We start from the raw sequence: 22,195 nt of genomic DNA, 5'->3' as shown, positions 1-22,195 counted from the left end.
GCATCCTGTCAGGTCGGGCGCCGGGATGGAATGGCAATGCTTCACCGATATTCTCAGGGCAGCGTGTGATCCGGACTCGAAGGGGGACTGCGATGCTGGAACAGTTTGAAATGTCGATACCGCTGGTCGCCGCCCCGATGGCCGGCGGGCCGACCACGCCCGCGATGGCGTCGGCCGCGAACCAGGCCGGCGCCCTCGGCATGCTGGCGGCCGGGTACAAGACGGTCGACGCCGTCGAGGCCGAGATCAAGAAGGTCCGCGCCGAGGGAATTCCGTTCGGGATCAACGTCTTTGCGCCCAATCCCCTGCCGATCGACCCCGACAGCTACCGCGCCTACGCAGCGATCGTCCAAAAGGAGGCCGATCAGTTCGGTCTGACGCTACCAGCCGAGCCGATCGACGACACCGACCGCTTCGACGAGAAGATCGCGCTGCTGCTCGACGACCCGGTGCCGATGGTGTCGTTCACGTTCGGGATACCGCCGCGCGACGTGATCACCGCGCTGAAGAAGGCCAATACCGTTGTGGTGCAGACGGTGACGACGCCCGACGAGGCGGCGCAGGCGCGCGACGCCGGGGTGGACATGCTTGCCGTCCAGGCGGCGACGGCGGGCGGCCATTCGGGCACGCTCTCGCCGCGCAGGCCGTTGACACCGGTCCCGATCGTCGACCTCGTCGCGCAGATCGGCGCGACGGTACCGCTGCCGGTGATGGCGGCCGGTGGCCTCGCCACGCCGGCCGCGGTGGCCGACGTCATCCGCGCCGGCGCCGTCGCGGCCGCGGTGGGAACGGTTTTGCTACGCGCCACCGAAAGCGGCGCCTCGGCCACCCACCAGGCGGCCCTCGTGGATCCGGCTTACACCGAGACCGTGATCACCCGGGCCTTTACCGGCCGGCCGGCCCGCGGCCTGCGCAACGCGTTCATCGATGCCCACGAGGCACAGGCGCCGCTGGGCTACCCGGCGATTCACTACCTCACCAGCCCGATGCGCAAGGCCGCCGCCGCGGCGGGCAAGCCCGACTACGTCCACCTGTGGGCGGGCACCGGGTATCGGCACGCCACCGCCGAGCCCGCGGCGGACATCCTGCGGCGATTGGCCTCCGACCTCTGACCGGCTACCGGCCGGGACCGGAAATCAGTTGCTGAGATGCAGGTAGCAGAGGCCGTCGGAGTGCTGAACGCAGGAGAAATGGGTGAAGATACATTCGGGTCTGCCGCCGGCGGTCAACTGGCCGTGCCACGGGCGCGCCGGCGCCGCATGGACATCACGCGGTCGATCGCCGCGCTGACGCACTCCGCGTCCCCTTCCAGCAGCATGTGCCCGGCGGTGGGCCGGTGCACGTGGGTGGCGCCCGGGATGGCGGCCGCCAGATCACGCGCGTGCTCGGCCGGCGTGGTTCGGTCCGCTCCCCCGCTGATGACGACCGTGTTCGCCGCGATCGCGGAGAGCCCGTCGTACTGGTCGTATCGCTTCAGGCTGGGCAGGAAGCCGGCCGCCGTCGTCAACGAGATCGTGCGGATCGCGGATTGGGTCACCGCCGCGGCGCCGTTGCGCTCGACGCCGGAATACTTGATGAGGCCTTCGCATACGGGTCGCACCAGCCCGTTGATCGCCTGATCCGTCGCCCGTCGCGGCATGTGGTGCACGAGATCGAACAGCGCTCCCGTGGCCCGGCTGGCCAGCAAGCGGCCCAGGCCGCGCTCGGCGAGCCGGCCCGCCGCCGTCGCGACCAGGACGAGGCCCTGCGGTTCCACCGGGCGCTCGGCGGCCGGCCGCGCCAGGTAGGCCAGGGCCGTCATCCCGCCCATCGAATGGCCCGCCAGGGTCAGCGGCCCGCTCACGCGCAGAACGGTGAGGACGTCGGCGAGGTCGGCGGCGAGCCGGTCGATCTCGTAGGTGTGCATGTCGGCCCCGGTCGAACGGCCGTGGCCGCGGTGGTCGTAGGTGATGATTCGCACGCTGTCGCCCCACCGGCGCACCAGGTGGCGGACCTGAAGGGCCCAGCTCGACTGGGTCAGGCACAGGCCGTGCATCAGGACCACGGTGTGATCCCGGGCGCCGGCGGCACCGTAGTCACGGACCGCCAGCCGCACGCCATCGCTGGCGATGACCGTGCGCTCGACATAGCCGTCCCGCCTCGTGGGCAGTCGCTGTGGAAGCGCAGCGGGCGTCCCGCTGTAGGCGTTTGATCCCGTCGTCATTTCCGGCTGAGTGAACACGGCGCGCTCCTGGTCGGTGTCTCTGTCGAGGGGATCTCGACACCTTGTTCACTCGAAGCTACGGAGCGATGACGGCGCTGACGCGCTTGTGCGCAATACCCGCTCAATGAGCGATTTCGCGCTTTTGCGCATTGTGCTCAAGGGGTTGGGAGGCCTAATCGCCGCCGTGTCCCTTGCCATGCCCCTTGCCGGGGCCATGCCGTGGCGGCGGTGGCGGTTCTTCCGTGGGAGGGGGCGACGGAACCGGATTGTTCACCGGCACCGGCACCGGCGCCGGCGACGGGGTGCTCGTCGTCACCGGTTGGGCGGGCGCGTTCGAGGGCGCCGGGTCGGAAGCGAACGCAAACGGGACAACGAGCATGGCCGCCAGGACGGCCCCGGCGGCGACCAGCTTCTTGGTCCGGCCCGCCGGTCGCGGATTCGGCGCCGGCAGGGGCGCGTCGAGCACCCTGGTCGGCCGGCGCGGCGGTGCCGCGATGGGCATCCCGGCGACGACGGCCGCCCCACGACCGCCGTGCAGGACGCCCCGCATCTCCGCGGCGCCGCCGAACCGCTGTCGCGGATCCGGCGCCATTGCGCGTTCAATCGCACTGACCAGGGCGGGATCGACGTCGGGCCGCAGCAGGGCCAGCGGCGGCGGCCGGTCGTGCAAGATGGCGCGGGCCAGGGCACCCATGTTCTCCTGCGGGAAGGGGCGATGCCCCGCCAGCGCCTCATAGCCGACCACCCCGGCGGCATAGAGGTCATCGGCCACGGTCGCGGGCGCCCCGGCGAGCCGCTGGGGACTCAGGTAGGCGATGGTGCCGAACACCTGGCCCGTCATCGTGTGGGCGACCGCCTCGTGGGTCTTGGCGATCCCGAAGTCGGCGACCTTCATGGCCTCGCCGTCGGCACCGACCAGGATGTTTCCGGGCTTGATGTCCCGATGCAGGATCGCCGCGCGGTGCGCGGCCGTCAGCGCGGCGAGAACGTTGTCGAGGGTGGCTCGGACGTGCGGGACGGGAAGGGGACCGCGGGCGATCTGGTCGGCCAGCGAACTGCCCGGCAACCGCTCCATCACGATGAAAGGTATGCCGTCGTGCTCGCCGCAGTCGTGAACCGCCACGATGTTCGGATGGTTCAGCGCCGCGGCCGCACGCGCCTCCGCGTCGAATCGGCTCCGAATGTCGGACTGCGCGTTGAACACCGGGTGCAATAGCTTGATGGCGACGGGCCGGTTCAGTCGGGTGTCCCAGCCGTCGCGAACTTCGGCCATGCCGCCCAGGCCCAGCCTGCCGCGCACCTCGTAGCGGCCGGCCAGCAACGCGAGGGTATTCATTCGCCTGCCAATCCCACTGCTTGTCTGACTGTCGGGGTTTGAACGCGCGGACCGACGTCCCCGAACGGCTACCCATCGCCCGGCGGTTCAAAACGCACGCCCGCGACCGCCGCGACCAGAGCTTTTGCGCGTTGTGTTCGACCGGTGCGACATATTCGCCATCCGATCGGGACCTGGCTCCGAAGGACTATCGAGCGGTTGTTGTCGGGGTCGACGCATTGGGTCGAAGAGGGAGGCTGTCTTGATAGGAATAGCGACGTTCAAAACGGTTGCCACTGGCGATGGTTCACCGCAATCCCCATCCGGATACTGCTACTACCTGGTGTTCCACGCGGTCGCGACAGCGCTGCTGCTCATCGCATTGGTGGCCGCCATCTGGCAGTTCATGAACTGGATCGCGGCGCCGTCGTGTCTGAAAGACGTCTCGCTGGCGTCTGTGTCGGCGCCGGTGGGCGCGTCGCACCACATTTCGGCGCTCGACGACACTGGTTGCCCTTGTCCCCACGAGCGTCAGCACGAAAAGGTCTAGAACGCATCGGGATTGCGCTGGACCTCGACCGGCACGGGATGCCGGTACAACCGAGACGCGTTCTCCCAACTGAACTTTCGGATCACGTCCGGCGGCAAACCGCCGATCTGTTCGTGGATCGTCTCCTGGGTGTGCGGCCAGGTGGAGTCGCAGTGCGGATAGTCGGCCTCCAACATGATGTTGTCCACGCCGATCCGATCGCGCTGCACGAAGGACGATTTGTCCTCCACCGCGCAGAACCAAAAGTTGCGGGTGAAAACCTCTGCGGGAGTGAGGCGTTCGCCGAGGTCCTGCCAGGTGCCGTACATCGCGTGGTAGCTGAGCATGTGGTCGAGGCGGTCCAGCAAGCCCGCGACCCAGCCGATCCCGCCCTCCGACAGGCAGATCTTCAAGTTGGGGAACCGGCTGGGCAGGCCGGAATACAGCCAGTCGACCGCCGCGGAGATGGCGTAGGCGAAGAACAGCACGCCCTGGACGTCCGGCGGCGCGTCGTCGGTGGTGGACGGTGAGGAGCCGGAGGAGCCGATGTGCAGGTTCACCACGGTGTCCGTCTCGGCGCACGCCGCCATCATCGGATCCCAGTGGCCGGAGTGGATGCTCGGCAACCCGAGCATCGCCGGGTTCTCGCTGAAAGTGACGGCGTGAAAGCCGCGTTCGGCGTTCTCATAGATCATCTTCGCGCCGAGCTCGGGGTCCAGCAGCCACGGCAGCTGGCATGCAATGATGCGTTCGGGATACGAGCCCGCCCAGACCTCGAGGTGCCAGTCGTTCCATGCCCGCACCGATGCCAGCGCCAGGTCGCGGTCCGTGGTGACCTGCTGCAGCCGCTGGCCCGCGAATCCCGGCAGGAACGACGGAAAGTTGAGCGAGGCGTAGATGCCGTTGAGGTCCATGTCTTTGACACGCGCGTGGATATCCCATGCGCCCCTGCGCATCTCGTCGAACCGGACCGGCTCGAAGCCGTACTCCGCCACCGGCCGCCCGACGACCGCGTTGAATCCGACGTTGGGTAGTTCCCGGCCGTCGTACACCCAGGTCTGTCCCCCGCTGCCGGTCTCCACGACTTTTGGGGCGCGGTCGGCGAACTTGCGGGGCAGGCGTCCGGTGAAGGTGTCGGGCGGTTCGACGATGTGGTCGTCCACCGAAATCACCGTGTAACGCCGTGGCGCGCGGGGCGGATCGGGCAGGAAGGTAACCGAGCGGTCGCCACCCGTCTTCGCGGTGGTGAAGTTTAGGTCGCCGGCCAGCTCATCGATCGATTTCACTCGTCAGTCTCCTTGCGGGGCAGGGCGCTCGAGTGTGCGCTGACGGCTTTGACTGTGCGCCCAGGGCGGGAATCTGGGCCGAAACGCGCCCCGGGGACACCCGCAACGCCCCGTTTCACACGGTTACGTGAGGACATCGGGATCGGCCTTGATGGTCATCCGGGCCGCCCCCGCCCAGTACACGTCGGCGGCGCGCTCGAGCAGCGACCGCTGCATGCCCGCCATGTCCGACCAGGTCATCTTCACCGGCTCCCGGCCGGTGAGCATGACGTCGTAGGCCAGCTTGCAGACCCGTTCGATCGACGCCGCCCGGTACACGGCTTCCGGCAGATTGCGACCCGTCGCGATGACGCCGTGGTTGGCCAGGATCGTGAGGTTGGCGCCCCCGATGCGCGCGGCGAGATCCGCGGCGCGCGCGGGGCTGTCGACTTCCCCGTCGTACGTGTCGACCAGGCACAGGTCGTCGAGGTAGAGCGAACCGGTTTGGTGGACGAGTTCGGGGAGCCTGCCCAACGCGGCGAGCACACACACGTAGTAGGGGTGATTGTGGATGACGACCCGCGCGTCGTCACGCACGCGGTGCAGTTCGGTGTGGATGTGGATGGCCGGAGTGACATCCCATCGACCGCGAACCACCCGCGCCTCGCTGTCCACCACGCAGATGTCCGATGCGGTGAGCTCCTGCCACCACAGTCCCCACGGATTGACGAACATGTCCGTCTGGCCGTCGAGCTGCCAGGTGATGTGTCCGGCCATGTTCTCCGCGAAGCCGATGCCGGCGAGGTGACGGAAGGCCACGGCGAGCGCCTGCTCGTTGGACAGATCGACGCCGATCGGGGGCACCACCGACGGCGCCCACACCTCGACACCACCTCGACGTGCATTAGGAGCGTTCATGATCCGCCTCCGTCCTGATTCGAATATCCTCGCGGAGCTGGCCTTTGGCAATCTTGCCGCCTGACGATCGGGGCAGCTCGTCGACCACGATGAGCCGTTCGGGCAGCAGCTCCTTGGAGACGCCCAGCGCCAGCAGGTGCTCGACGAGCTCCGGCAGATCGACGGCCCGCGATTCGACGAGTTCGGCGTAAAGGCAAACCTTTTCACCGAACACCGGGTCGGGCATCGCGACCGCAGCGGCTACCGCGATCGCGGGGTGGGTGGTGGCGGCGTCCTCGACCTGGCTCGCGCTGATGTTCTTCCCGCCGCGCACGATGAAATCGGACGTCCGGCCGGTGACGCTCAGATAGCCGTCCGCGTCGATCTCGCAGATGTCGCCCATGCGCATCCACCCGTCGGCGGTGAACAGCTTGTCGTGGTCGGTCCCGCCCAGGTAGCCCAGGCTCGTCGCCGGGCCCCGGCATGCGGGTTGCCCGCGCCCCGTCGCGGTGACGTCGCGGTCGCCGTCGAAGAGCCGAACCGCCATCTCCGGGACGATCCGGCCGCCGGTGCGCAGCCGGCGTTCCCGGGGGTCGTCGACCGTGGTCGCGCTCAGCATCCCGGTCTCGTTCGAGCCGTAAAACTGCAGGATCTTCGCGCCGGTGAGGTCCTCGAACTCCGCGGCGGGCCGGTAGGGCAGCGCCTCGCCGCCGGCGAAAACGACCCGCAGCGAACTCAGGTCGTGATCGCGAGATGCCGGGTCCGCCATCAGCATCGTCAGCTGCGTGCTGACACAACACAGCACGGTGACCCGGTGGCGGGCGATCGCCTCGCACGCCGCGGACGCGGTGAACCGCGGCAGGATCACCGCGGTGGCGCCGAGGTAGATCGGCGTCGTGTGGCTGGTCCATAGTCCAAACCCGAACGGCGTCGGTATCACCGGCAAGAAGACGTCGTCCGGTGTCAGCAACCCGTTGGCGACGGCCTTCTGGTGAAAGTAGTGCCACCGGTTTTGCGTGTGCACGACGCATTTGGGCAGGCCGGTGGTCCCGGAGGTGGAGTTGATCAGAAAGACGTCGTCGGGACCGAGTTGCGCCTCCGCCGCCACTGCCCTGGACTGCGCGTCGACGTTCAGCCGCAGCGCGCCCGGGTCACCGTGCAGGACCAGCGCGGACACCGCGGATTCGCCGGCCACGCCCGCCGCGGCGTCGGCGCGCTGGGCATCGCTGACCAGGATCTTCGGCCGCGCGTTGCGCAGGATCGCGGCGACCTCGCGGGTCCCGGCGCGCGCGCCGATGCCGACCACGACGGCACCGCACCGTTCGATCGCGACGAACAGCACGTGGATGGCGGCGGAGTCGCCGTGCCACACTGCGACCCGGTCACCGCGCGCCACACCAACACCGGTCAGCAGCTCGGCCAATTTCATTGCGGCACGGTCGAATTCGCGCCATGACAGCGACTTCCCGGGATGGTCGACGTAGGCGGGACGGTCCGGTGCCGCCCGGGCGTTCTGGCGCACCGCGTCCGACAGCGTCGAATCGGACCACCAGCCGGCGGCGCGAAACAGGGTCGAGTCCCCGTCGGTGAATGCCGGCGAGCCCACGGTATCCAGCCCACCTGCGCTCATTCGCAAATGATAGGAAAGCCGCTCGCGTTCTGGTCAGGAAACCCGGCTGCTACGGATTTTGCGGGGGCGGAGCGTCGTGTTGGTTGGCGCCCGCCGTCCCCGGATGCGGGTGCGGCGTGGGGCAGGTGCGGTGCGGAATGCAGCCACAGTTCAGGCCGATGATGCAGGCGCCGCCGCCGACGGGCTGCACCGGTATCGCTCCGCCCCCATCGCCGGGCGCCGGCGCGACACTCGAGGACTGAGGCATCGCGACGCTCGGCGACTCACCAGCGCCGGCGACGCCCAGCCCGACCGCAAGCACGACAGCGGCGCCACCACAGAGCGCGGCCGCCGTACGGCGCATGCGGTTCGTCATGGCAGTCAACTGTAGTTTCTTTTCAGAAGATGCGCATCGCGACAAGCGGAGGGCGGCGGCACGATGAAATACCCACGGGCTTCCCGCTTGTGGCCGGGGCTGCTGAGCGGCGCCGCCGCGGGGGCCGCCGGTACCACCGCGCTGAACGTGATCACCTATCTGGACATCGCGGTGCGCGGCCGGCCGACGAGCTCCACGCCCGAACGGACCGTCGAGGCGATGGCGAAGCTGTTCGGCCTGACGGTGCCGGGATCCGGTGACGTCCTGGCCAACCGGCTGCTCGGCCTGGGTGCGCTGACCGGGTATGCCGCGGGGATCGGGATGGGCCTGATCCTCGGGCTGGCCTACGCGCTGGGCTGGCGCCCGAACCTCGTGGTCGCCACGCTGGTCGCGACGGCGATCGCGCTGGTCGGCACCAACGGGCCGATGACCGTGCTCGGCGTGACCGACCCGCGAACCTGGGGCGTCGTCGGCTGGATCAGCGATTTGGTTCCGCACTTCGGCTACGGCGTCGTCACCGCCCTGGTGCTGGATTACCTTTGCCGCAGTTGGGATCGGTAGCCACCCGCCCGGTTTCCACTTGCCGCATGAAGACCAAGGCCGCAGTCCTGTTGTCCGGCGCGCTGATCGCCCTGCTGCTGGTCTCGCGCTACTTCGCTCTGAGCCGCGCGGGCGTGCCGCTGGGGTGGATGCTCTACCTCGGGCTGCCGATCACCGCGGGTGGTGTTCTCTTCGCGCTCCGGCTCGTCAACCTCGGCTCGGGATGGGGCGTCGGGGACACGGGGCAGTCCGCGCACCCGACGGCGCCCTCGTATCCGGACCCTCCGGTGCCGGTTCCCGAGCGCTTCAGGGAACTGGAGGCGCTGCGCGCCGCCGGCGCGATCTCCGAGGCGGAGTACACCGCCAAGCTCGCCCACATCCTCTCGCAGATGTGAGGGGCTCAGTCCGCATCCACCGGCTCGAAGACGACCACATGGCGTGTGCCGCTTCGCCTCATATAGGAGTCATGAGCAGGCCACATGTCGACGAGCCTCGGTATGTTGCGGACGATTTCATCTTCTGTGGCGGGTCGGCCGACATATCCAGCGGCCGCGCCGCCGATCTCAATCCGCGCTCTTGGGTTCGCGCGCAGATTGTGTGGCCAGCTCGACGTCGCGTTGAGCCCGAAGTTTTCGCATACGGCAACCAAGTTTCGTCCGTCGCGCACGTAGTGGAGCGGAACTGTCCGGTCCTTGCCGGTTTTCCGGCCGGTCGTGGTGAGCAGCATCGTCGGTAGCTGCGGGCCGCTCATCGACAGGCGGCCGCGGCTTGCTCGGATCAGCGCGCGGTCTGCCCTTGAGCCGACTTGCTTCATGAACAGCGCGAACCAACGGTAGTGACCGATGTGGCGCATCACTTTCAGATAAAGCTCATACGTTTCGCGCACTGATGCCTGAGCGATGTGTTCCGCCATGTTCCTTGCCTCCTATTGCCGCTCAGGGTCGCTCGAAGCAGGACTGCAGCTTGAGCGCTCGCCAGGGCTTGCGTCCGCCGACGATTCGTAGTCCTCGGCGGACGGCGGTGAACGGCCCGATGCGTTGGTAGAGCATCAGCGCGAAGGTTGATGCCGGCGTCCGTAACACCGCGTCGGGGCGATCGTTGGGGCGGCGCGGACGAAACTCCGCGGTGCCGCAGTGGATGTGAGCCAGGTATGGCCGCGCTCCAGCGAGTTCGAATGCCACACTCAGGTCGACGTCGGGCGAAACCCCCTCGCGCAGTGGGTATCCCGCGCCGATCTGCACCATGCCGCGAGATACCAACAGCATGTCTCGCTCGCAGAGTTCCCAGGGCGCCTTGACGCCTCGGGCGATGTCGTATCCGTGCAACAGCAGCTCGCCCAGCCAATTCGTTTGCGCCGTGATGTCGTCGACGACCACACCGGTGTGAAACTGAACCGTCGCCCTGCTGTCGGCGAGCATGTCAAAGTAGCCGTCGATTTCTGGCGCGAGCGCTTGAATCTGGTCAGCCAATTCGTGCATCGGCGCCAGCGCGACTTCAAGCTCCGCCTGATTGACCGCGCGTAACTCGCCAGCGGTCGCGCCGCGGCGAGGCTCTCGGCCGTGCGCGAGTTCCCGGTAGCGATGAGCGACGGTAAGTACGTGCGCCACAGTTTGCTGAACGTTCCAGCGGGAACCGGGCGGGCGCGCCAGCGGATCGGCGGTCCGGGCAAGCCGGTCAAAGCGGTTGCGCGCGGCTTCAATCCGATCTCGGAGCTCGTGCCGCGTGGTGTCGACGAGTGCGACGTATTCGGTGTCGTTCATTCCAACCACCCATACTCCAGTGTGGAGTGGACTTTACTCCAGATTTGAGTATTGTCAACGAATGGCTTCTCGCCCGACCGCTACCTCGTTTGCGCTTCTGGGTCTGCTCGCCCTGCAACCATGGACAGCGTACGAGCTCGTCGCGCAGGCGCGGCGCAGCCTTCACTACTTCTGGCCGCGATCGGAAGCGCACCTGTACGCAGAGCTCAAGCGGCTCGTGGAGCGTGGTCACGCTGAAGCAGAAACGGTTGAGGGCCGACGTCGGCATGCCACTCGCTACACAATCACCCGGCGGGGTCGTGCTGCCCTGAAGGAATGGCTCGGCACTGAACCGGCCCCACCCACGATCGAGGTCGAGGCTTTGCTGCGCCTCTTGCTAGCCGACCAGGGAACGGTCGCCGACCTGCGCGCCGCGTTGGAGGCCACAGGGCAGCAGGCGCGCGAACTGCGCATCGCTGCCCTGCAGCTCGGCGAGGAATTACTCAGCACGGGAGGGCCATTCCCGCAGCGACTCCACCTCACCGAACGCGTGGTGGCGCTCTATGGAGAATTCCTGCTGCTCCTCGTTCAGTGGTGCGACGAGACGTCGGCGGAGGTCGAAACTTGGTCGGACACGCGCGACCTCGGACTCACCCCCCGCGGGCGCGAACGACTCACGCAGCTCGTCGCGCGCGCCCGGGAAGCTCGCTGATCGAAGGACTGCCTTGCGCCGCTAACCCTGGACGGTGGGGCGGATGGCGATCTCACCAATCTCGACCTCGTGGGGCTGCTCGATCGCGAATGCCACGGCGCGCGCCACCGCCGCGGGCGACAAACCGAAGTCGCTCATGGTGCTCCGGATCTGGTCACGCAGGGCCGCATCGTCGATCGAACCGTCGAGCTCGGTGTCGACGAATCCCGGTGATATCGAAGTGGTTCGGATGACGCCATCGGTCGACTCTTGGCGCAGGCCTTCCATGACGGTACGTACGGCGTTCTTCGTAGCCGCATACACGGCCATGGTGGGGACGATCTTCAGCCCGGCGGTGGATACGGTCGTCACGAAGTGGCCGCGGCCCTGTCGGCGGAAAACGGGTAGCGCCGCGGCGATGCCGTGCAGCACCCCGCGCAGATTGACGTCGATCATCGCCGACCACCCATCGACGTCGAGGTCCGACACCGGCCCGATCTTGCTGATCCCGGCGTTGCTCACCAGTACGTCGAGGGAACCGAATTCACCGCACGCCGTCGCGACCAGCTGGCCGAGGTCCTCGCGGCGCGTCACATCGGTCTGGCGAATGACGACGGCTCCCCCACCCTCGCGAATCTCGCGCGCGATCTCCTCGAGGCGCTCGACACGGCGCGCACCGAGGACAACGCTGGCGCCGCGCTCGGCGAGCAGACGCGCAGTTGCCTCCCCTATCCCGCTGCTTGCACCGGCGATTGCTACAACTTTGCCCTCGACGCCAATCATCGAAGAATCCCTTCGTCTCGTATTGTCATTCTGTGCTCATCGGGTTCCTGCTCGCGCTGGGTTGCTCGGTGTGCTACGGCACCGCCACGGTATTGCAGGCGGTCGCCACACGATCGGTCGAACCGGCCAGCAAGTCGGGTGTCGACGCGGTGCTGCTGATGCGGGCCGTCCGGCAGTGGCGCTATCTCGCCGGCATCGGCCTTGACATCCTCGGGTTTCTCCTTCAGGTGATGGCGCTGCGATTGGTGCCGATCTACGTCGTCGCGGCGGCGCTCGCCGCGTCCATCGCGGTCACCGGCATCGTTTCAGCGTGGGTGTTGTCGGCGCGGCTGTCCGCGACGGAATGGACGGCCGTCGCGGTCGTCTGCGTGAGCCTCGTCGTGCTCGCGTGCGCGGCGGGCCCCGGGCACTTTCGCCGCGCCCCGGCCGCACTCGGCTGGGCGCTGATCGGTGTGGTCGCCGCGATATTTCTCATCGGTGCCGCTGCGGGCCGGTTGCACGATCGCGCCCGAGGGTTTGCGCTGGGCCTTTGCGCGGGAAGCGGATTCGGCGTCGTCGAAATCGCGGTGCGCCTGATGGACGTCGTCGACCCGACCAAGCCCGGCTTCTACACCCAGCCGGCCCTCTATGCGGGCGCCGGCGGCGGGGTCGCGGGATTTCTCCTGCTGACCTCGGCCTTGCACCGAGGTTCGGTGACGACGACGGTGGCGGCCATGGTCGTCGGCGAGACGATCGCCCCCGCGATCGTGGGCGTCGTCTGGCTGGGTGACTCCGCCCGCGACGGCCTCGGCTGGCTGGTGATCGCGGGATTCGTTGTGGCCGTGTGCGGAACGCTGGTGTTGGCGCGCTTCGGCGAGGCACCGACGCCCGCCGAGTCCGGTTGAGTCATTTCGCTCTGGCCGCGGAATCTATTCTGCTGCAGGCGATATAGCGCCCCTGAGTGACGACTGAGTCCAGGGCGCCGACGACGCGCGTCGGGTTTCGTGCGGCGCGTTACAGACCGGCTCCTGTTATTCATCCTCGGCCAGGTAAACAGGCGCCACGTGCCTGGCGTGGCTGGCGGATTCGCTGATGCCGATCCGGTGGTGCAGCCAGGCTAGCGGTTTGGGGGTCCACCAGTTGGCGCGGCCCAGCACGTGCATGAAGACCGGCAGCAGTACGGTGCGTATCACGGTCGCGTCCATGAGTATGGCCAGGGTCAGTCCGAGCCCGAACATCCTCATGAACGACACCTGCGAGGCGGCCAGCGCGGCAAACGAGATTGACATGACCAGCGCGGCGGCGGTGATCACGCGCCCGGTACGGGCCACGCCCAACGCCACGCACACGTCGTTGGCGTCGCTGCTACGGGCCGATGCCAGCCAGTACTCGCGAATCCGTGACACCAGGAACACCTCATAGTCCATGGATAGGCCGAACGCGATGCAGAACATCAGTACCGCCGTGTTGGCGATCAACGTTCCGGTAGACGTGGTCCCCAGGGCGTCGAGATGGCCCTCTTGGAATATCCATACCAAGGCACCGAACGTCGCCGTCAGCGATAACACGTTGAGGATCAACGCCTTAAGTGGCAGCACCACGCTACCGGTAAGCAAAAACAGCAGTACGAAGGTGACGACAGCGATAAATCCGACCGCCAGCGGCAGGCGCGAGGTGATGGCTTCGACGCTGTCGCGGTCGGCTTGCGCGAGGCCGGCGAGCTGGACTGACCGGCCACCGGGGCCCGGCATCTTGTGTAACCGGTCGAGTTGGGTGTCGGAGGCCGACGAATTCAGCGGCGCGGAACTGGCGACGGTCAAAAATGCACTGCCGCCGGCGATCCCAGTCGCGGCCGCCGGTGGCCCAACATCGTGCCCATCGATGAAGGTACCGGCCGGAGCGGCTACCGCGGACACGTCGGGCACCCGAGACAGATCGGCAGCGTAGCCGTCAAGGTCGGAAGGACCCAGGTCGCGCGCGTTGGGGATGACGACCTGTATCGCCGGCGCGGAATCGTTGGCGAAACCGCTGCGGAGCTGGTCGCCCACCTGATGGGCGGACGCAGATCGCGGCAACAGGCGGTCGTCGGAATAGCCCCACTTCACGTGCAGGAATGGGAATCCCAGCAGCAGCAGCACGGCGAGCGCGGCCACACCGATGGGCATCGCTCGGCGCATCACCAGCTTGGTTGATCGGTACCAGAACAGCTGTTCTGGTCGCCTGGGCAGCGGATCAGGTCGATGCAGCACCCGACGTGCCAGCCGGCGAACATCCAGGGAGTCCAGCCGGGGCCCCAGTGCGACAATGGCTGCCGGGGTCACCATGATCGCCGCGAGACCCGCGAATGCGACGGTTGCAACTCCGGCATAGGCGAACGATCTCAAGAAGTACATGGGGAACAACAGCATCACGGCCATCGACAGCGCGACCGTGGTTGCGGAGAAGAGCACGGTTCGCCCGGCCGTGGCCATCGTCCGGATCAGTGCGTCGTTGGGAGGGGCTCCTTCGGCCAGCTCGTCGCGGTAGCGGCTGATGATCAACAGCGTGTAGTCGATGGCCAGCGCCAGGCCAAGCGCGGTGCTGAGGTTGAGCGCCAAAATCGAGACGTCCGTGGCGAAAGTCAGTAGTCGCAGTATCGACATGGAACCGACGATGGCGATCAGCCCCACGGCAACGGGCAGCGCCGCCGCGAGCACGCCACCGAACACCCACACCAGTGCAAGGAAGCTCAACGGGATCGCGATCAATTCCATCAACACCAGGTCGCGCTGGGTTTGATCGTTAACCTGCGCGTAGACCATCGCCATTCCCCCAGCGCGCACGGCGACTCCGTCGCGGTCGCCCCCGATTTGATCGGACAGCGCCTTGGCGTATTTCGGCGCGTTGTCTTCCCCGCCTTTGAGGTTGGCCACGATCAAGCCAGACTTGCCGTCCTTGCTAACCAGACCGGCCGCGATCTCCGGTGCAGCGGTCCACGCCGAGGACACGTTCAGCACGTACGAAGACCGCAGCAGCTGTTCGCCGATATTGGTGCCGACCCGACGAGCTTGATCGCTGGCGGCACCTCCGGGCGCGGTCACCACAAACACCAGCTGCTGATCGCTTTGACCGAACTTGTCGGTTAACAGCCCGCTGGCGTGGGCCGACTCCGAGCTCGGATCCCGGAAGCCGCCTACCGACAGGCGCGGAGCGACCGGGGCGCCGAAGGCCGATGCCCCGATGAGGATCAGCAAGGCAACGGCGAGGACCCGCCGTGGCGCGGCGATAGCCAACAGCGCGATCCGGTGCAGCATGTAATGTCCTTCCAAAGTTTGTCACCCGGTATCGCCCGACCTACCATCCCCAGTTAAGTAACGTGAGTACATGCCGATAGCGGTCATAATAAACGGGAGTACACATGGGCGGCCACGGGGACGCTGAGGGCGTCGAGAAGGGCGACCTGGCGGCCCGCCTCAACAAGCTCTTCGAGATCATGCGTCGGCCAGACACGCCGCCGCTGTCGAACGCTGCCGCCGCGGCGGCGATCACCAGCCAAACCGGTGTCTCGATCAGCCCGGCATACCTCTGGCAGCTGAGAAGCGGAGTCAAGGACAACCCAACGGTCCAGCATTTGCGCGCCATCGCCGAGTTTTTCGGGGTACCGGCCAGCTATCTCATTGATCGCGATCCGGACGCGCAGATCGATGCCCAACTCAATCTTCTGCAAGCGTTGCGTGATAACGGCGTACGGGACTTGGCCATGCGTGCGAGCGGCCTCACTCCGCAGGCACTCAACAGTGTGGCCCTGATCCTTGACCGCGTTCGCGAGCTTGAGCGGCTTCCGCCGATCGCGCACCCAGCCGGCGGTGAGGGGGAGGCGTAAATGACACTTTCGAATGGTGACATCTTGGCGCTGGCACGCCGCCAGCCGATCCCGGTCCCCTGGGACAGGGATGTCTTCATCCGCAATCTGGCTGAAATGCGCGGCCGCCCAATCAGATTGATTCCGACCGACACCGCCGCTCTGGCCGACAGTCCATGCGGACTGTGGCTGGCTCGCGACAACGACGACCTGATCCTGCACGAGATCGGGACCACCGACTACCACATCGACCAGATCGTGGGCCACGAGATCGGGCACATGCTCCTGGGTCACAACCGAAGCCCTGCTTTCGGCCCAGACAAGGGGCGCGAACACGACCTGTGCCGCCAGGTCTTGCCCGATATCGATCCTCAAACCGTGCACGCGGTGCTCGGACGCAGCAATGGCGGCAGCGAGCAGGAACGTGATGCCGAAATGTTCGCTTCGCTGCTGATGATCGCCGCCGCCGAAGCCAACGAACGCTCGTCGATGATGATGCGTAGCGCCTTCTTCCATCGGCGATGACCTCCACCGTCCCAGGCTTCATCGCCTGGCCCGTGATCATCGCCATGGCGGTGCTTCTCGCCGCGCGCTTCCGCTGGTGCAGGACCAACCTCTACGAGAGGTACTACAGCAATCTGATGGCCTGGATCATGCTGATCCAGCTCCTGCGTGAGCATGATGTAGAAGTCATGCTGTCCAAATGGGCCCTGCTGACTGTCATCACCGCCCAGCAATTATCTTCCGCGGCAATGATTTTCGCCGCCACCGAATTCATTGGCTTCACGATGCTGTGGACTCGGCTCTCACCGGTCGAAACGCGCCGTGGTCACCGCTATTACCGCCTGGCCGCGGTCATATTATGCGTGGCATACCTGGCCGCGGCCACCCGTGCCCGCGTTGCCGGTCAATCCCTTGAAGTCGCCGGCGGCTGGGACGGAGTCCTGGCCTGCAGCTTCTATACGGCCATGATTCTCCTTCTGGCGGCTCGGGCTATTTGGATGTTCGCAGCTGAGCTGCGAAAGAGCACCCAGAAACGTGACCTCTTCCTCGCCGTCGGCGGGCTACTGGTCGGTGTGCTGACCGCAGCAGCCTGCCTAGAAGCGCTGGTCTCGGCCGCGACCGATCAGCTCGGCTGGACCGACACCCTGAGGTTCCGGCTGTGGTTGCACGGCTTTGAGGCCTTTTGGATGGCAGTCATCGTGTATGGCTTCGGAGCTGTTCCGCTCGTAGCGCGAGTGCTGCGTTACCTCGGACTGGATCCCACCAGCCGCTCCTGGAACAACTTGGCCGCCTTAAGGGCAAGCTTGACAACGGTGGTCCCGGAAAGCAGTTTCAACCTCGACCACGAGAATTATCGATTTCAAAAAACCACCCTGCAGCTACACCAAACCATTATCGAAATCCGCGACGCGATCCTGCACCTGCGCCCCTATTTCCGCGACATAGCGCCGCACGAGCTGGCCCGGTTCCTCCGGGCAAACTCCGTGCCAACCGCCGAACACGACGCGGCGTCGCAAACCTTACAACTAGCTCACGCCGCCAGAGCCAAGACCGCAGGCGCCACGCCCGGATCCCCCGACGTGGCAACGATCCTGCGCTCCCGGGCGACCACCCTCGACGAGGAGGTCACCGAGCTTTTGGCCCTGGCGAAATGGTGGAAGCCCGCCTTTGCAGCCACCGAACAGTTCAGCCAGATTGCGCCCGAAGTGCAAGCGAGTTCCCCGACATGAGCCGCAATATTTCGACGCCGGCCGCCCGCGACGGCCTCGGCCGGCGGGTGATCGCGGGATTCGTTGTGGCCGTGTGCGGAACGCTGGTGTTGGCACGCTTCGGCGTGGCGCCGACGCCCGCCGAGGCCGGGTGAGTCACGGCGTCACGCTTTAGGTGGTGCCGCGCGCGTCGCGTGTCCACAGCACCCCGCCCTGCGCGGTGATGCCGGCGGCGATCAGCTCCCGTTTGAGGATCTTGTTGGTCGCGGTAGCGGGCAGGTCGTAGTTGATCCGCACGTAGCGCGGCCACGCCTTGGGCGACAGGTCGGGTTGCGAGGCGAGGAACTTCTCGAAATCTGCCGGCTCCAACGGGGTTTCGTTACGCAGCACCAGGGCGGCCATCACCTGGTCGCCGACCCGCTCGTCGGGCACCGCGTAAACCGCGACCTGGCCGACCTGCGGCAGCCGTTCCAGGATCCGCTCGATGGGCGCCGCCGCCAGGTTTTCGCCGTCCACCCGCATCCAGTCCGCGGTGCGCCCGGCCAGATAGATCCAGCCGTCGGCGTCGCGGTAGGCCAGATCGCCCGACCAGTACATGCCGTGCCTAATGCGCTCGGCCGTCGCGGCGGGATCGTTGTAGTAGCCGGTGAACGGTCCGGCACCCTGGGTGTTGACGAGTTCGCCGACGGCGTCGTCGAAGTTGGTCAGCGCGCCGTGCTCGTCGAACTCCGCGACCGCGCACTCGGTCAGGGTCCGCGGGTTGTAGATGCTGACCCCCGGGTAGGGCTTGCCGATAGAGCCGCGCGGGGCGCCGTCCTCGCGCACCACGATCACCGCGAACTCGCTGGAGCCGAAGCTGTCGATGACCCGGCATCCGAAACGCCGTGCGAATTCGTCGATGTCGCGATCGGTCGCCTCGTTGCCGAACGCGATCCGCAGCGGGGTGTCGTCGTCGTCGGGACGTTCGGGCGTGGCAAGGATCAGCGCCAGCGGCTTGCCGACGTAGTTCAGGTAGGTCACCTGGTAGCGGCGCACGTCGTCGATGAAGCGTGACGGCGAGAACTTGGCCGGCACCATCGTGGCGCCGCTGCCGATGGCGACCGCCCATCCGGCGGCGATCCCGTTGGAGTGGAACAGCGGCATGGCCAGGTAGCAGACGTCCTCGGCGGTGACGTCGTACTGCCAGATCAGGCTCGTCGCGCACATGATCGCCATGCCGTGCGCGAATCGCACGGCCTTGGGGTCGCCGCTGGTGCCGGAGGTGAAGATCATCATCAGGGTGTCCGCGGCGGTGACCTCGCGGTGCGGAACGAGGGCCGGGGCCGCGGCCGCCGCGTCGGCGTAGCGTGTCGAGGCCACGTCGATGACCTGAATCCCGTTGAGCGCCAGGCCTTCCAGCAGGGGCAGGTGCTCGCCGTCGACGAGCAGGATCTGGCAATCGGATCGGCGGATGTCGGCGAGGAGCCCTGCCCCGCGCCGGGTGGTGTTGATTCCGCACAACACGTAGCCGCCCAGCGCGGCGGCGGCCATGGCGCGCAGCATCGCCGGGGAGTTGGTGAGCAGCGCGCCGACGTGCAGTGGACGGGCCGGGTCGGCGAGGCCGATCAGCGCGGCCGCCTCGGCCTCGGCCTCGGCCAGGTGTTGCCGCCAGGTCCACGTCCGGTCGCCGTGGGCGACGGCGACAGTGTCGTCGTTGCGGCGCTGGCGTAGCAGCTGCTGCACGGTCTCGGTCATCGCGTGGTCAGCACCAACCCAGCGTAGTTGTGCGCGGCCACCGCGTCGCAGTGGCGGCGGTAGTTGCCGAATCCCCCTGCGTAGGGCATGAATACGCGCTTCTTGCCTTCGATGTTGGCGCCCAGGTACCACGACGATGCGGCCTTGGGGAACAGCGTCTGGTCGGCGGCCTGTGCCACGTGATGGGTCCAGCCCTCGGCGGCGTCGCGGCGCGGTTCCACCTCGCTCAGGCCGAGTCGGCGGGCGGTCAGCATCAGTTCGATCACCCAGTCGATCTGCACCTCGGCGTGCAGCACCATGTTGGCCAGCACCGACGGGCTGCCGGGCCCGCTGATGGTGAACAGGTTTGGCAGGCCGGGCACCATCAGGCCGAGAAACGTCAGCGGGCCGTCGGCCCAGACTTCGCGAAGTCGCACGCCGCCGGGCCCGCTCGGGTCGATCCGCGTCAGCGCGCCGGTCAGTGCGTCGAAACCGGTCGCGAAGACCAGCACGTCGCACGGGTAGGTCGCGTCGCTGGTTCGCACGCCCTCAACGGTGATGGCGTCGATGGGCTCGCGGCGCAGGTTCACCAGCCGGACGTTGTCGCGGTTGAACGTCGCGTAATAGCCCGCGTCGGTACAGATCCGCTTGGTCCCGATCGGGTGGTCGACCGGGATGAGATCGGCCGCGACGACGGGATCGTGCACGATTTCGCGGATGCGTTCCTCCGCGAATTCCCTTGCGATGTCGTTGGCCGCCGGGTCGCTGTTCTGGTCGGGGAAGGTCTTGGCGAACAGCACGCCGCCCTCGCGCCAGCGCCGCCACAGGGCGTCGACGCGCTCGTGCGGTTCGGTGTCGACCGCTTTCTTGTGGTAGGTGCCGTGCGGCGTACCCGCCGACGCGTACGCCGAAAGCCGGCGGCGCTCCGGATACTCCTCCCGGATATGTTGCTGTTCCTCAGGCGACCATGGGCGGTTGGGCATCGGGATGCTGTAGTTCGCCGAGCGCTGGAACACCACCAGCCGCTCGGCCTCGGCGGCGATGAGCGGAACCGCTTGAATGCCAGACGAACCCGTGCCGATCAGCCCCACCCGCTTGCCGCGCAGGTCCGGATCCTCACCGGGCCACTCCGCCGTGAAGTACACCTCGCCGGCGAAGTCGTCGATGCCGGGAATGTCGGGGCGGTTCACCGCCGACAGGCAGCCCGTCGCGCACAACAGATAACGCGCGGCGTGCTCGTGGCCGCCGGAGGTGCGCACGTGCCAGCGCCCCTCGCCCTCGTCGAAGTCGGCGCCGACGACGTCGACGCCGAACCGGTAGTGGCGGCGCAGGTCGAACCGGTCGGCGACGTGGCGGAGATAGGCCAGGATCTCGGGCTGCGCGGCGAAGCGTTCTGTCCAGGTCCAGCTCCGCTGCAGTTCCTCGTCGAATGAGTATGAGTAGTCGACGCTTTCGACGTCGCACCGCGCGCCCGGGTAGCGATTCCAGTACCAGGTGCCGCCCACGTCGGGAGCCGCCTCGATGCCGATCACCGCCAGCCCGGCCGAGGCCGCCCGGTGCACGGCATACAGTCCCGCGAACCCCGCGCCGATGACGATGACGTCCGTATCGGTCATGTCGCCTCGCAACGCGTCGGCGCGAGGAGCCCGCGCAGGTCGCCGCATATCATCTCGCGCGCCGAGGCCGCCGGCGGAAAGGATTGAATGGTCATGAACCCGTGGAACAATCCCGGGAAATCACGGTGCACGACGGGTACCCCGTCGCTGCGCAGGCAGTGCGCGTAGTGGCATCCCTCGCTGTGCAGCGGATCCAGCCCGGCGGTCGCGATCACCGCGGGGGGCAGGTTCGCATGAGAATCCACTCGGGCGGGCGCCACCAGGTAGGGCGGGTCGACGAGCCTGTCGGCGCCGAGGTATTGCCGCCAATACCATTGCATCGCGGCGCGGGTGTTGAAGTATCCGGTGCCGTAGCGGTGGTAGCTGTCGGTGTCGAACGAGGGGTCGATGGCCGGGTAGAGCAAGAGCTGGGCGGCCGGCGGGGAGACTCCTCGTTCGCGACAGAGGATCGCGGTGACGGCCGCGAGATTGCCGCCGGCGCTGTCGCCGGCGACCGCCGTCCGCGCGGGGTCGATGCCGAGCCCGGCGGCGTGTTCCGTCACCCAGCGGTACGCGGCGAAGGCATCGAGCGCGGCCGCGGGTGCGGGGTGTTCGGGGGCCAGGCGGTAGCCGACGGACACGACGACGGCTTGGCTGCCGCGGGCCAGGGCGCGACAGAAGCCGTCGTGGGATTCGATGTCGCACAACACGAATCCGCCGCCGTGGTAGAAGACGATCCCGGGGCGCCGGCCGAACGGCTCGCCGTGCGGGTGGTAGATCCGCACCGGGAGTGCGCCCGCGGGGCCCGGGATCGCGTGGTCGATGGTGTCGCGAACGTCGCCGAGGTTCTCGACGGGCAACCGTCGTTGGGCGACCGCGGCGCGGGCTTCGGCTCCGGTCATCGTCTCGACGCGCGGGAATCCGTCGTTCAGTTCGCGCAGCATCGCCTGCACGACGCCGTCGATCGGGTCGTCCATGGTGGCCTCCGCCGCTGCGCCGGTCACGCGGGCCGATATTTCAGCAAGGTAATTCCGCTCTCGGGCAGATCGTAAAACACGGGCGCGACCCGCATTCCGATTCGGATGTCGGCCGGGTCGACGTCCACCAACTCGGTGCTGACCCGTGGGCCGGCGTCCCACGCCACCACCGCGGGCAGTTGCGGCACCGCGTCGGCCCAGGGCGGGCCGGTGGGCCGGCGCGCGACGGTGAACGTGTACAGCGTTCCGGCGCCGTCGATTTCGCGCCATTCCAGGTCGTCGGCGAGGGAACCGGGGGCCAGGCTGCGCGGGTAGAAGACGTGGCGGTGCAGCGACGGCGAGTACTGCACCACGATTCGGTGCTGCCGCAGGCCGTCCCAGAACGGTTGGGAGACCGGCGTGGGCTCGGGCACGGGGTATTCGGCGGTCAC

24 protein-coding genes are annotated in these 22,195 nt (G+C 67.4%); 10 read left to right on the top strand and 14 right to left on the bottom strand.

Annotation, left to right across the window (positions count from 1 at the left end; all coding sequences use genetic code 11):
- Positions 1 to 92: 92 nt before the first annotated feature.
- The gene (locus tag A5706_RS25760) at positions 93 to 1,112 is read left to right on the top strand and encodes a nitronate monooxygenase (protein WP_068137293.1); all 1,020 of its coding nucleotides are present in this window, start codon (positions 93 to 95) and stop codon (positions 1,110 to 1,112) included.
- A 113-nt stretch (positions 1,113 to 1,225) separates the two neighbouring features.
- On the opposite strand, the gene A5706_RS25755 is transcribed toward A5706_RS25760, so the two are convergent.
- Together A5706_RS25755 and A5706_RS25750 are read right to left on the bottom strand one after the other, a co-directional pair.
- Positions 1,226 to 2,221: an alpha/beta fold hydrolase gene (locus tag A5706_RS25755; protein WP_068137291.1), complete on the bottom strand. Its 996-nt coding sequence runs from the start codon at positions 2,219 to 2,221 to the stop codon at positions 1,226 to 1,228.
- Between the two features lie 154 nt (positions 2,222 to 2,375).
- Positions 2,376 to 3,539: a serine/threonine-protein kinase gene (locus tag A5706_RS25750; protein ID WP_068137288.1), complete on the bottom strand. Its 1,164-nt coding sequence runs from the start codon at positions 3,537 to 3,539 to the stop codon at positions 2,376 to 2,378.
- A 241-nt stretch (positions 3,540 to 3,780) separates the two neighbouring features.
- Between A5706_RS25750 and A5706_RS25745 the strand changes: the two genes are divergently transcribed.
- Positions 3,781 to 4,068: a hypothetical protein gene (locus tag A5706_RS25745; RefSeq protein WP_156767331.1), complete on the top strand. Its 288-nt coding sequence runs from the start codon at positions 3,781 to 3,783 to the stop codon at positions 4,066 to 4,068.
- Here the strand turns inward: A5706_RS25745 and A5706_RS25740 are convergent.
- From A5706_RS25740 to A5706_RS25725, 4 genes are all read right to left on the bottom strand, one after another.
- Complete coding sequence (locus A5706_RS25740; RefSeq protein WP_068137282.1) at positions 4,065 to 5,333, bottom strand: amidohydrolase family protein; 1,269 nt, start codon at positions 5,331 to 5,333, stop codon at positions 4,065 to 4,067. The genes A5706_RS25745 and A5706_RS25740 overlap by 4 nt on opposite strands.
- 123 nt (positions 5,334 to 5,456) lie before the next feature.
- Positions 5,457 to 6,230, bottom strand: a complete 774-nt coding sequence (locus A5706_RS25735; protein WP_068137279.1) for a class II aldolase/adducin family protein — start codon at positions 6,228 to 6,230, stop codon at positions 5,457 to 5,459.
- Complete coding sequence (locus A5706_RS25730) at positions 6,217 to 7,839, bottom strand: class I adenylate-forming enzyme family protein (RefSeq protein ID WP_068137276.1); 1,623 nt, start codon at positions 7,837 to 7,839, stop codon at positions 6,217 to 6,219. Before A5706_RS25730 ends, A5706_RS25735 begins: the two co-directional genes overlap by 14 nt.
- A 49-nt stretch (positions 7,840 to 7,888) precedes the next feature.
- Positions 7,889 to 8,194, bottom strand: a complete 306-nt coding sequence (locus A5706_RS25725) for a hypothetical protein (RefSeq protein ID WP_068137273.1) — start codon at positions 8,192 to 8,194, stop codon at positions 7,889 to 7,891.
- A 63-nt stretch (positions 8,195 to 8,257) separates the two neighbouring features.
- On the opposite strand from A5706_RS25725, the gene A5706_RS25720 reads away from it, so the two are divergent.
- Complete coding sequence (locus A5706_RS25720; protein WP_068137271.1) at positions 8,258 to 8,755, top strand: hypothetical protein; 498 nt, start codon at positions 8,258 to 8,260, stop codon at positions 8,753 to 8,755.
- Positions 8,756 to 8,781: 26 nt separating this feature from the next.
- Complete coding sequence (locus A5706_RS25715; RefSeq protein ID WP_068137268.1) at positions 8,782 to 9,129, top strand: SHOCT domain-containing protein; 348 nt, start codon at positions 8,782 to 8,784, stop codon at positions 9,127 to 9,129.
- 5 nt (positions 9,130 to 9,134) lie between these two features.
- Here the strand turns inward: A5706_RS25715 and A5706_RS25710 are convergent, their stop codons facing one another.
- Together A5706_RS25710 and A5706_RS25705 are read right to left on the bottom strand one after the other, a co-directional pair.
- On the bottom strand, positions 9,135 to 9,647 hold the full coding sequence (locus tag A5706_RS25710; RefSeq protein ID WP_068137265.1) for a nitroreductase/quinone reductase family protein: 513 nt from the start codon (positions 9,645 to 9,647) through the stop codon (positions 9,135 to 9,137).
- Between the two features lie 22 nt (positions 9,648 to 9,669).
- Positions 9,670 to 10,494, bottom strand: coding sequence for a hypothetical protein (locus A5706_RS25705; protein WP_068137261.1), 825 nt, complete (start codon positions 10,492 to 10,494; stop codon positions 9,670 to 9,672).
- Positions 10,495 to 10,555: 61 nt separating this feature from the next.
- Here A5706_RS25705 and A5706_RS25700 point away from each other — a divergent pair, with 61 nt between their 5' ends.
- Entirely contained in the window at positions 10,556 to 11,185 is a 630-nt protein-coding gene (locus tag A5706_RS25700) for a PadR family transcriptional regulator (RefSeq protein ID WP_068137259.1), read from the top strand.
- 21 nt (positions 11,186 to 11,206) lie between these two features.
- Here A5706_RS25700 and A5706_RS25695 read toward each other — a convergent pair whose 3' ends face one another.
- Positions 11,207 to 11,947, bottom strand: coding sequence for an SDR family oxidoreductase (locus A5706_RS25695; RefSeq protein ID WP_068137256.1), 741 nt, complete (start codon positions 11,945 to 11,947; stop codon positions 11,207 to 11,209).
- 32 nt (positions 11,948 to 11,979) lie between these two features.
- Between A5706_RS25695 and A5706_RS25690 the strand changes: the two genes are divergently transcribed.
- The gene (locus A5706_RS25690) at positions 11,980 to 12,831 is read left to right on the top strand and encodes a DMT family transporter (protein WP_068137253.1); all 852 of its coding nucleotides are present in this window, start codon (positions 11,980 to 11,982) and stop codon (positions 12,829 to 12,831) included.
- A 126-nt stretch (positions 12,832 to 12,957) separates the two neighbouring features.
- On the opposite strand, the gene A5706_RS25685 is transcribed toward A5706_RS25690, so the two are convergent.
- Positions 12,958 to 15,219, bottom strand: coding sequence for an MMPL family transporter (locus A5706_RS25685; RefSeq protein ID WP_068137250.1), 2,262 nt, complete (start codon positions 15,217 to 15,219; stop codon positions 12,958 to 12,960).
- Between the two features lie 104 nt (positions 15,220 to 15,323).
- On the opposite strand from A5706_RS25685, the gene A5706_RS25680 reads away from it, so the two are divergent.
- From A5706_RS25680 to A5706_RS33245, 4 genes are read left to right on the top strand one after another with little or no spacing between them, the layout of a single operon-like run.
- The gene (locus A5706_RS25680) at positions 15,324 to 15,788 is read left to right on the top strand and encodes a helix-turn-helix domain-containing protein (RefSeq protein ID WP_068137247.1); all 465 of its coding nucleotides are present in this window, start codon (positions 15,324 to 15,326) and stop codon (positions 15,786 to 15,788) included.
- Positions 15,789 to 16,292 (top strand): hypothetical protein, encoded by a 504-nt coding sequence (locus tag A5706_RS25675; protein WP_068137244.1) that lies wholly within the window; start codon positions 15,789 to 15,791, stop codon positions 16,290 to 16,292.
- Entirely contained in the window at positions 16,289 to 17,500 is a 1,212-nt protein-coding gene (locus A5706_RS25670; protein WP_068137240.1) for a DUF6545 domain-containing protein, read from the top strand. The genes A5706_RS25675 and A5706_RS25670 overlap by 4 nt, the downstream gene beginning before the upstream one ends.
- Positions 17,497 to 17,634, top strand: coding sequence for a hypothetical protein (locus tag A5706_RS33245; protein ID WP_156767329.1), 138 nt, complete (start codon positions 17,497 to 17,499; stop codon positions 17,632 to 17,634). Before A5706_RS25670 ends, A5706_RS33245 begins: the two co-directional genes overlap by 4 nt.
- 16 nt (positions 17,635 to 17,650) lie before the next feature.
- Here the strand turns inward: A5706_RS33245 and fadD1 are convergent, their stop codons facing one another.
- Genes fadD1 through A5706_RS25650 form a run of 4 tightly spaced genes read right to left on the bottom strand, consistent with a single transcriptional unit; the run spans position 17,651 to position 22,195 of the window.
- Entirely contained in the window at positions 17,651 to 19,213 is a 1,563-nt protein-coding gene (gene fadD1, locus A5706_RS25665; RefSeq protein WP_068137239.1) for a fatty-acid--CoA ligase FadD1, read from the bottom strand.
- Positions 19,210 to 20,808 (bottom strand): NAD(P)/FAD-dependent oxidoreductase, encoded by a 1,599-nt coding sequence (locus A5706_RS25660; RefSeq protein WP_068137235.1) that lies wholly within the window; start codon positions 20,806 to 20,808, stop codon positions 19,210 to 19,212. The genes fadD1 and A5706_RS25660 overlap by 4 nt, the downstream gene beginning before the upstream one ends.
- Entirely contained in the window at positions 20,805 to 21,764 is a 960-nt protein-coding gene (locus A5706_RS25655) for an alpha/beta hydrolase (protein ID WP_068137337.1), read from the bottom strand. Before A5706_RS25655 ends, A5706_RS25660 begins: the two co-directional genes overlap by 4 nt.
- Positions 21,765 to 21,787: 23 nt before the next feature.
- Entirely contained in the window at positions 21,788 to 22,195 is a 408-nt protein-coding gene (locus A5706_RS25650) for a Zn-ribbon domain-containing OB-fold protein (RefSeq protein WP_068137232.1), read from the bottom strand.

Origin of the sequence: Mycobacterium sp. E796, assembly GCF_001672815.1 — a bacterium.
Taxonomy (GTDB): domain Bacteria; phylum Actinomycetota; class Actinomycetes; order Mycobacteriales; family Mycobacteriaceae; genus Mycobacterium.
Note: the sequence above shows the minus strand (reverse complement) of the source record. Positions and strands in the feature narration are given on the sequence as shown.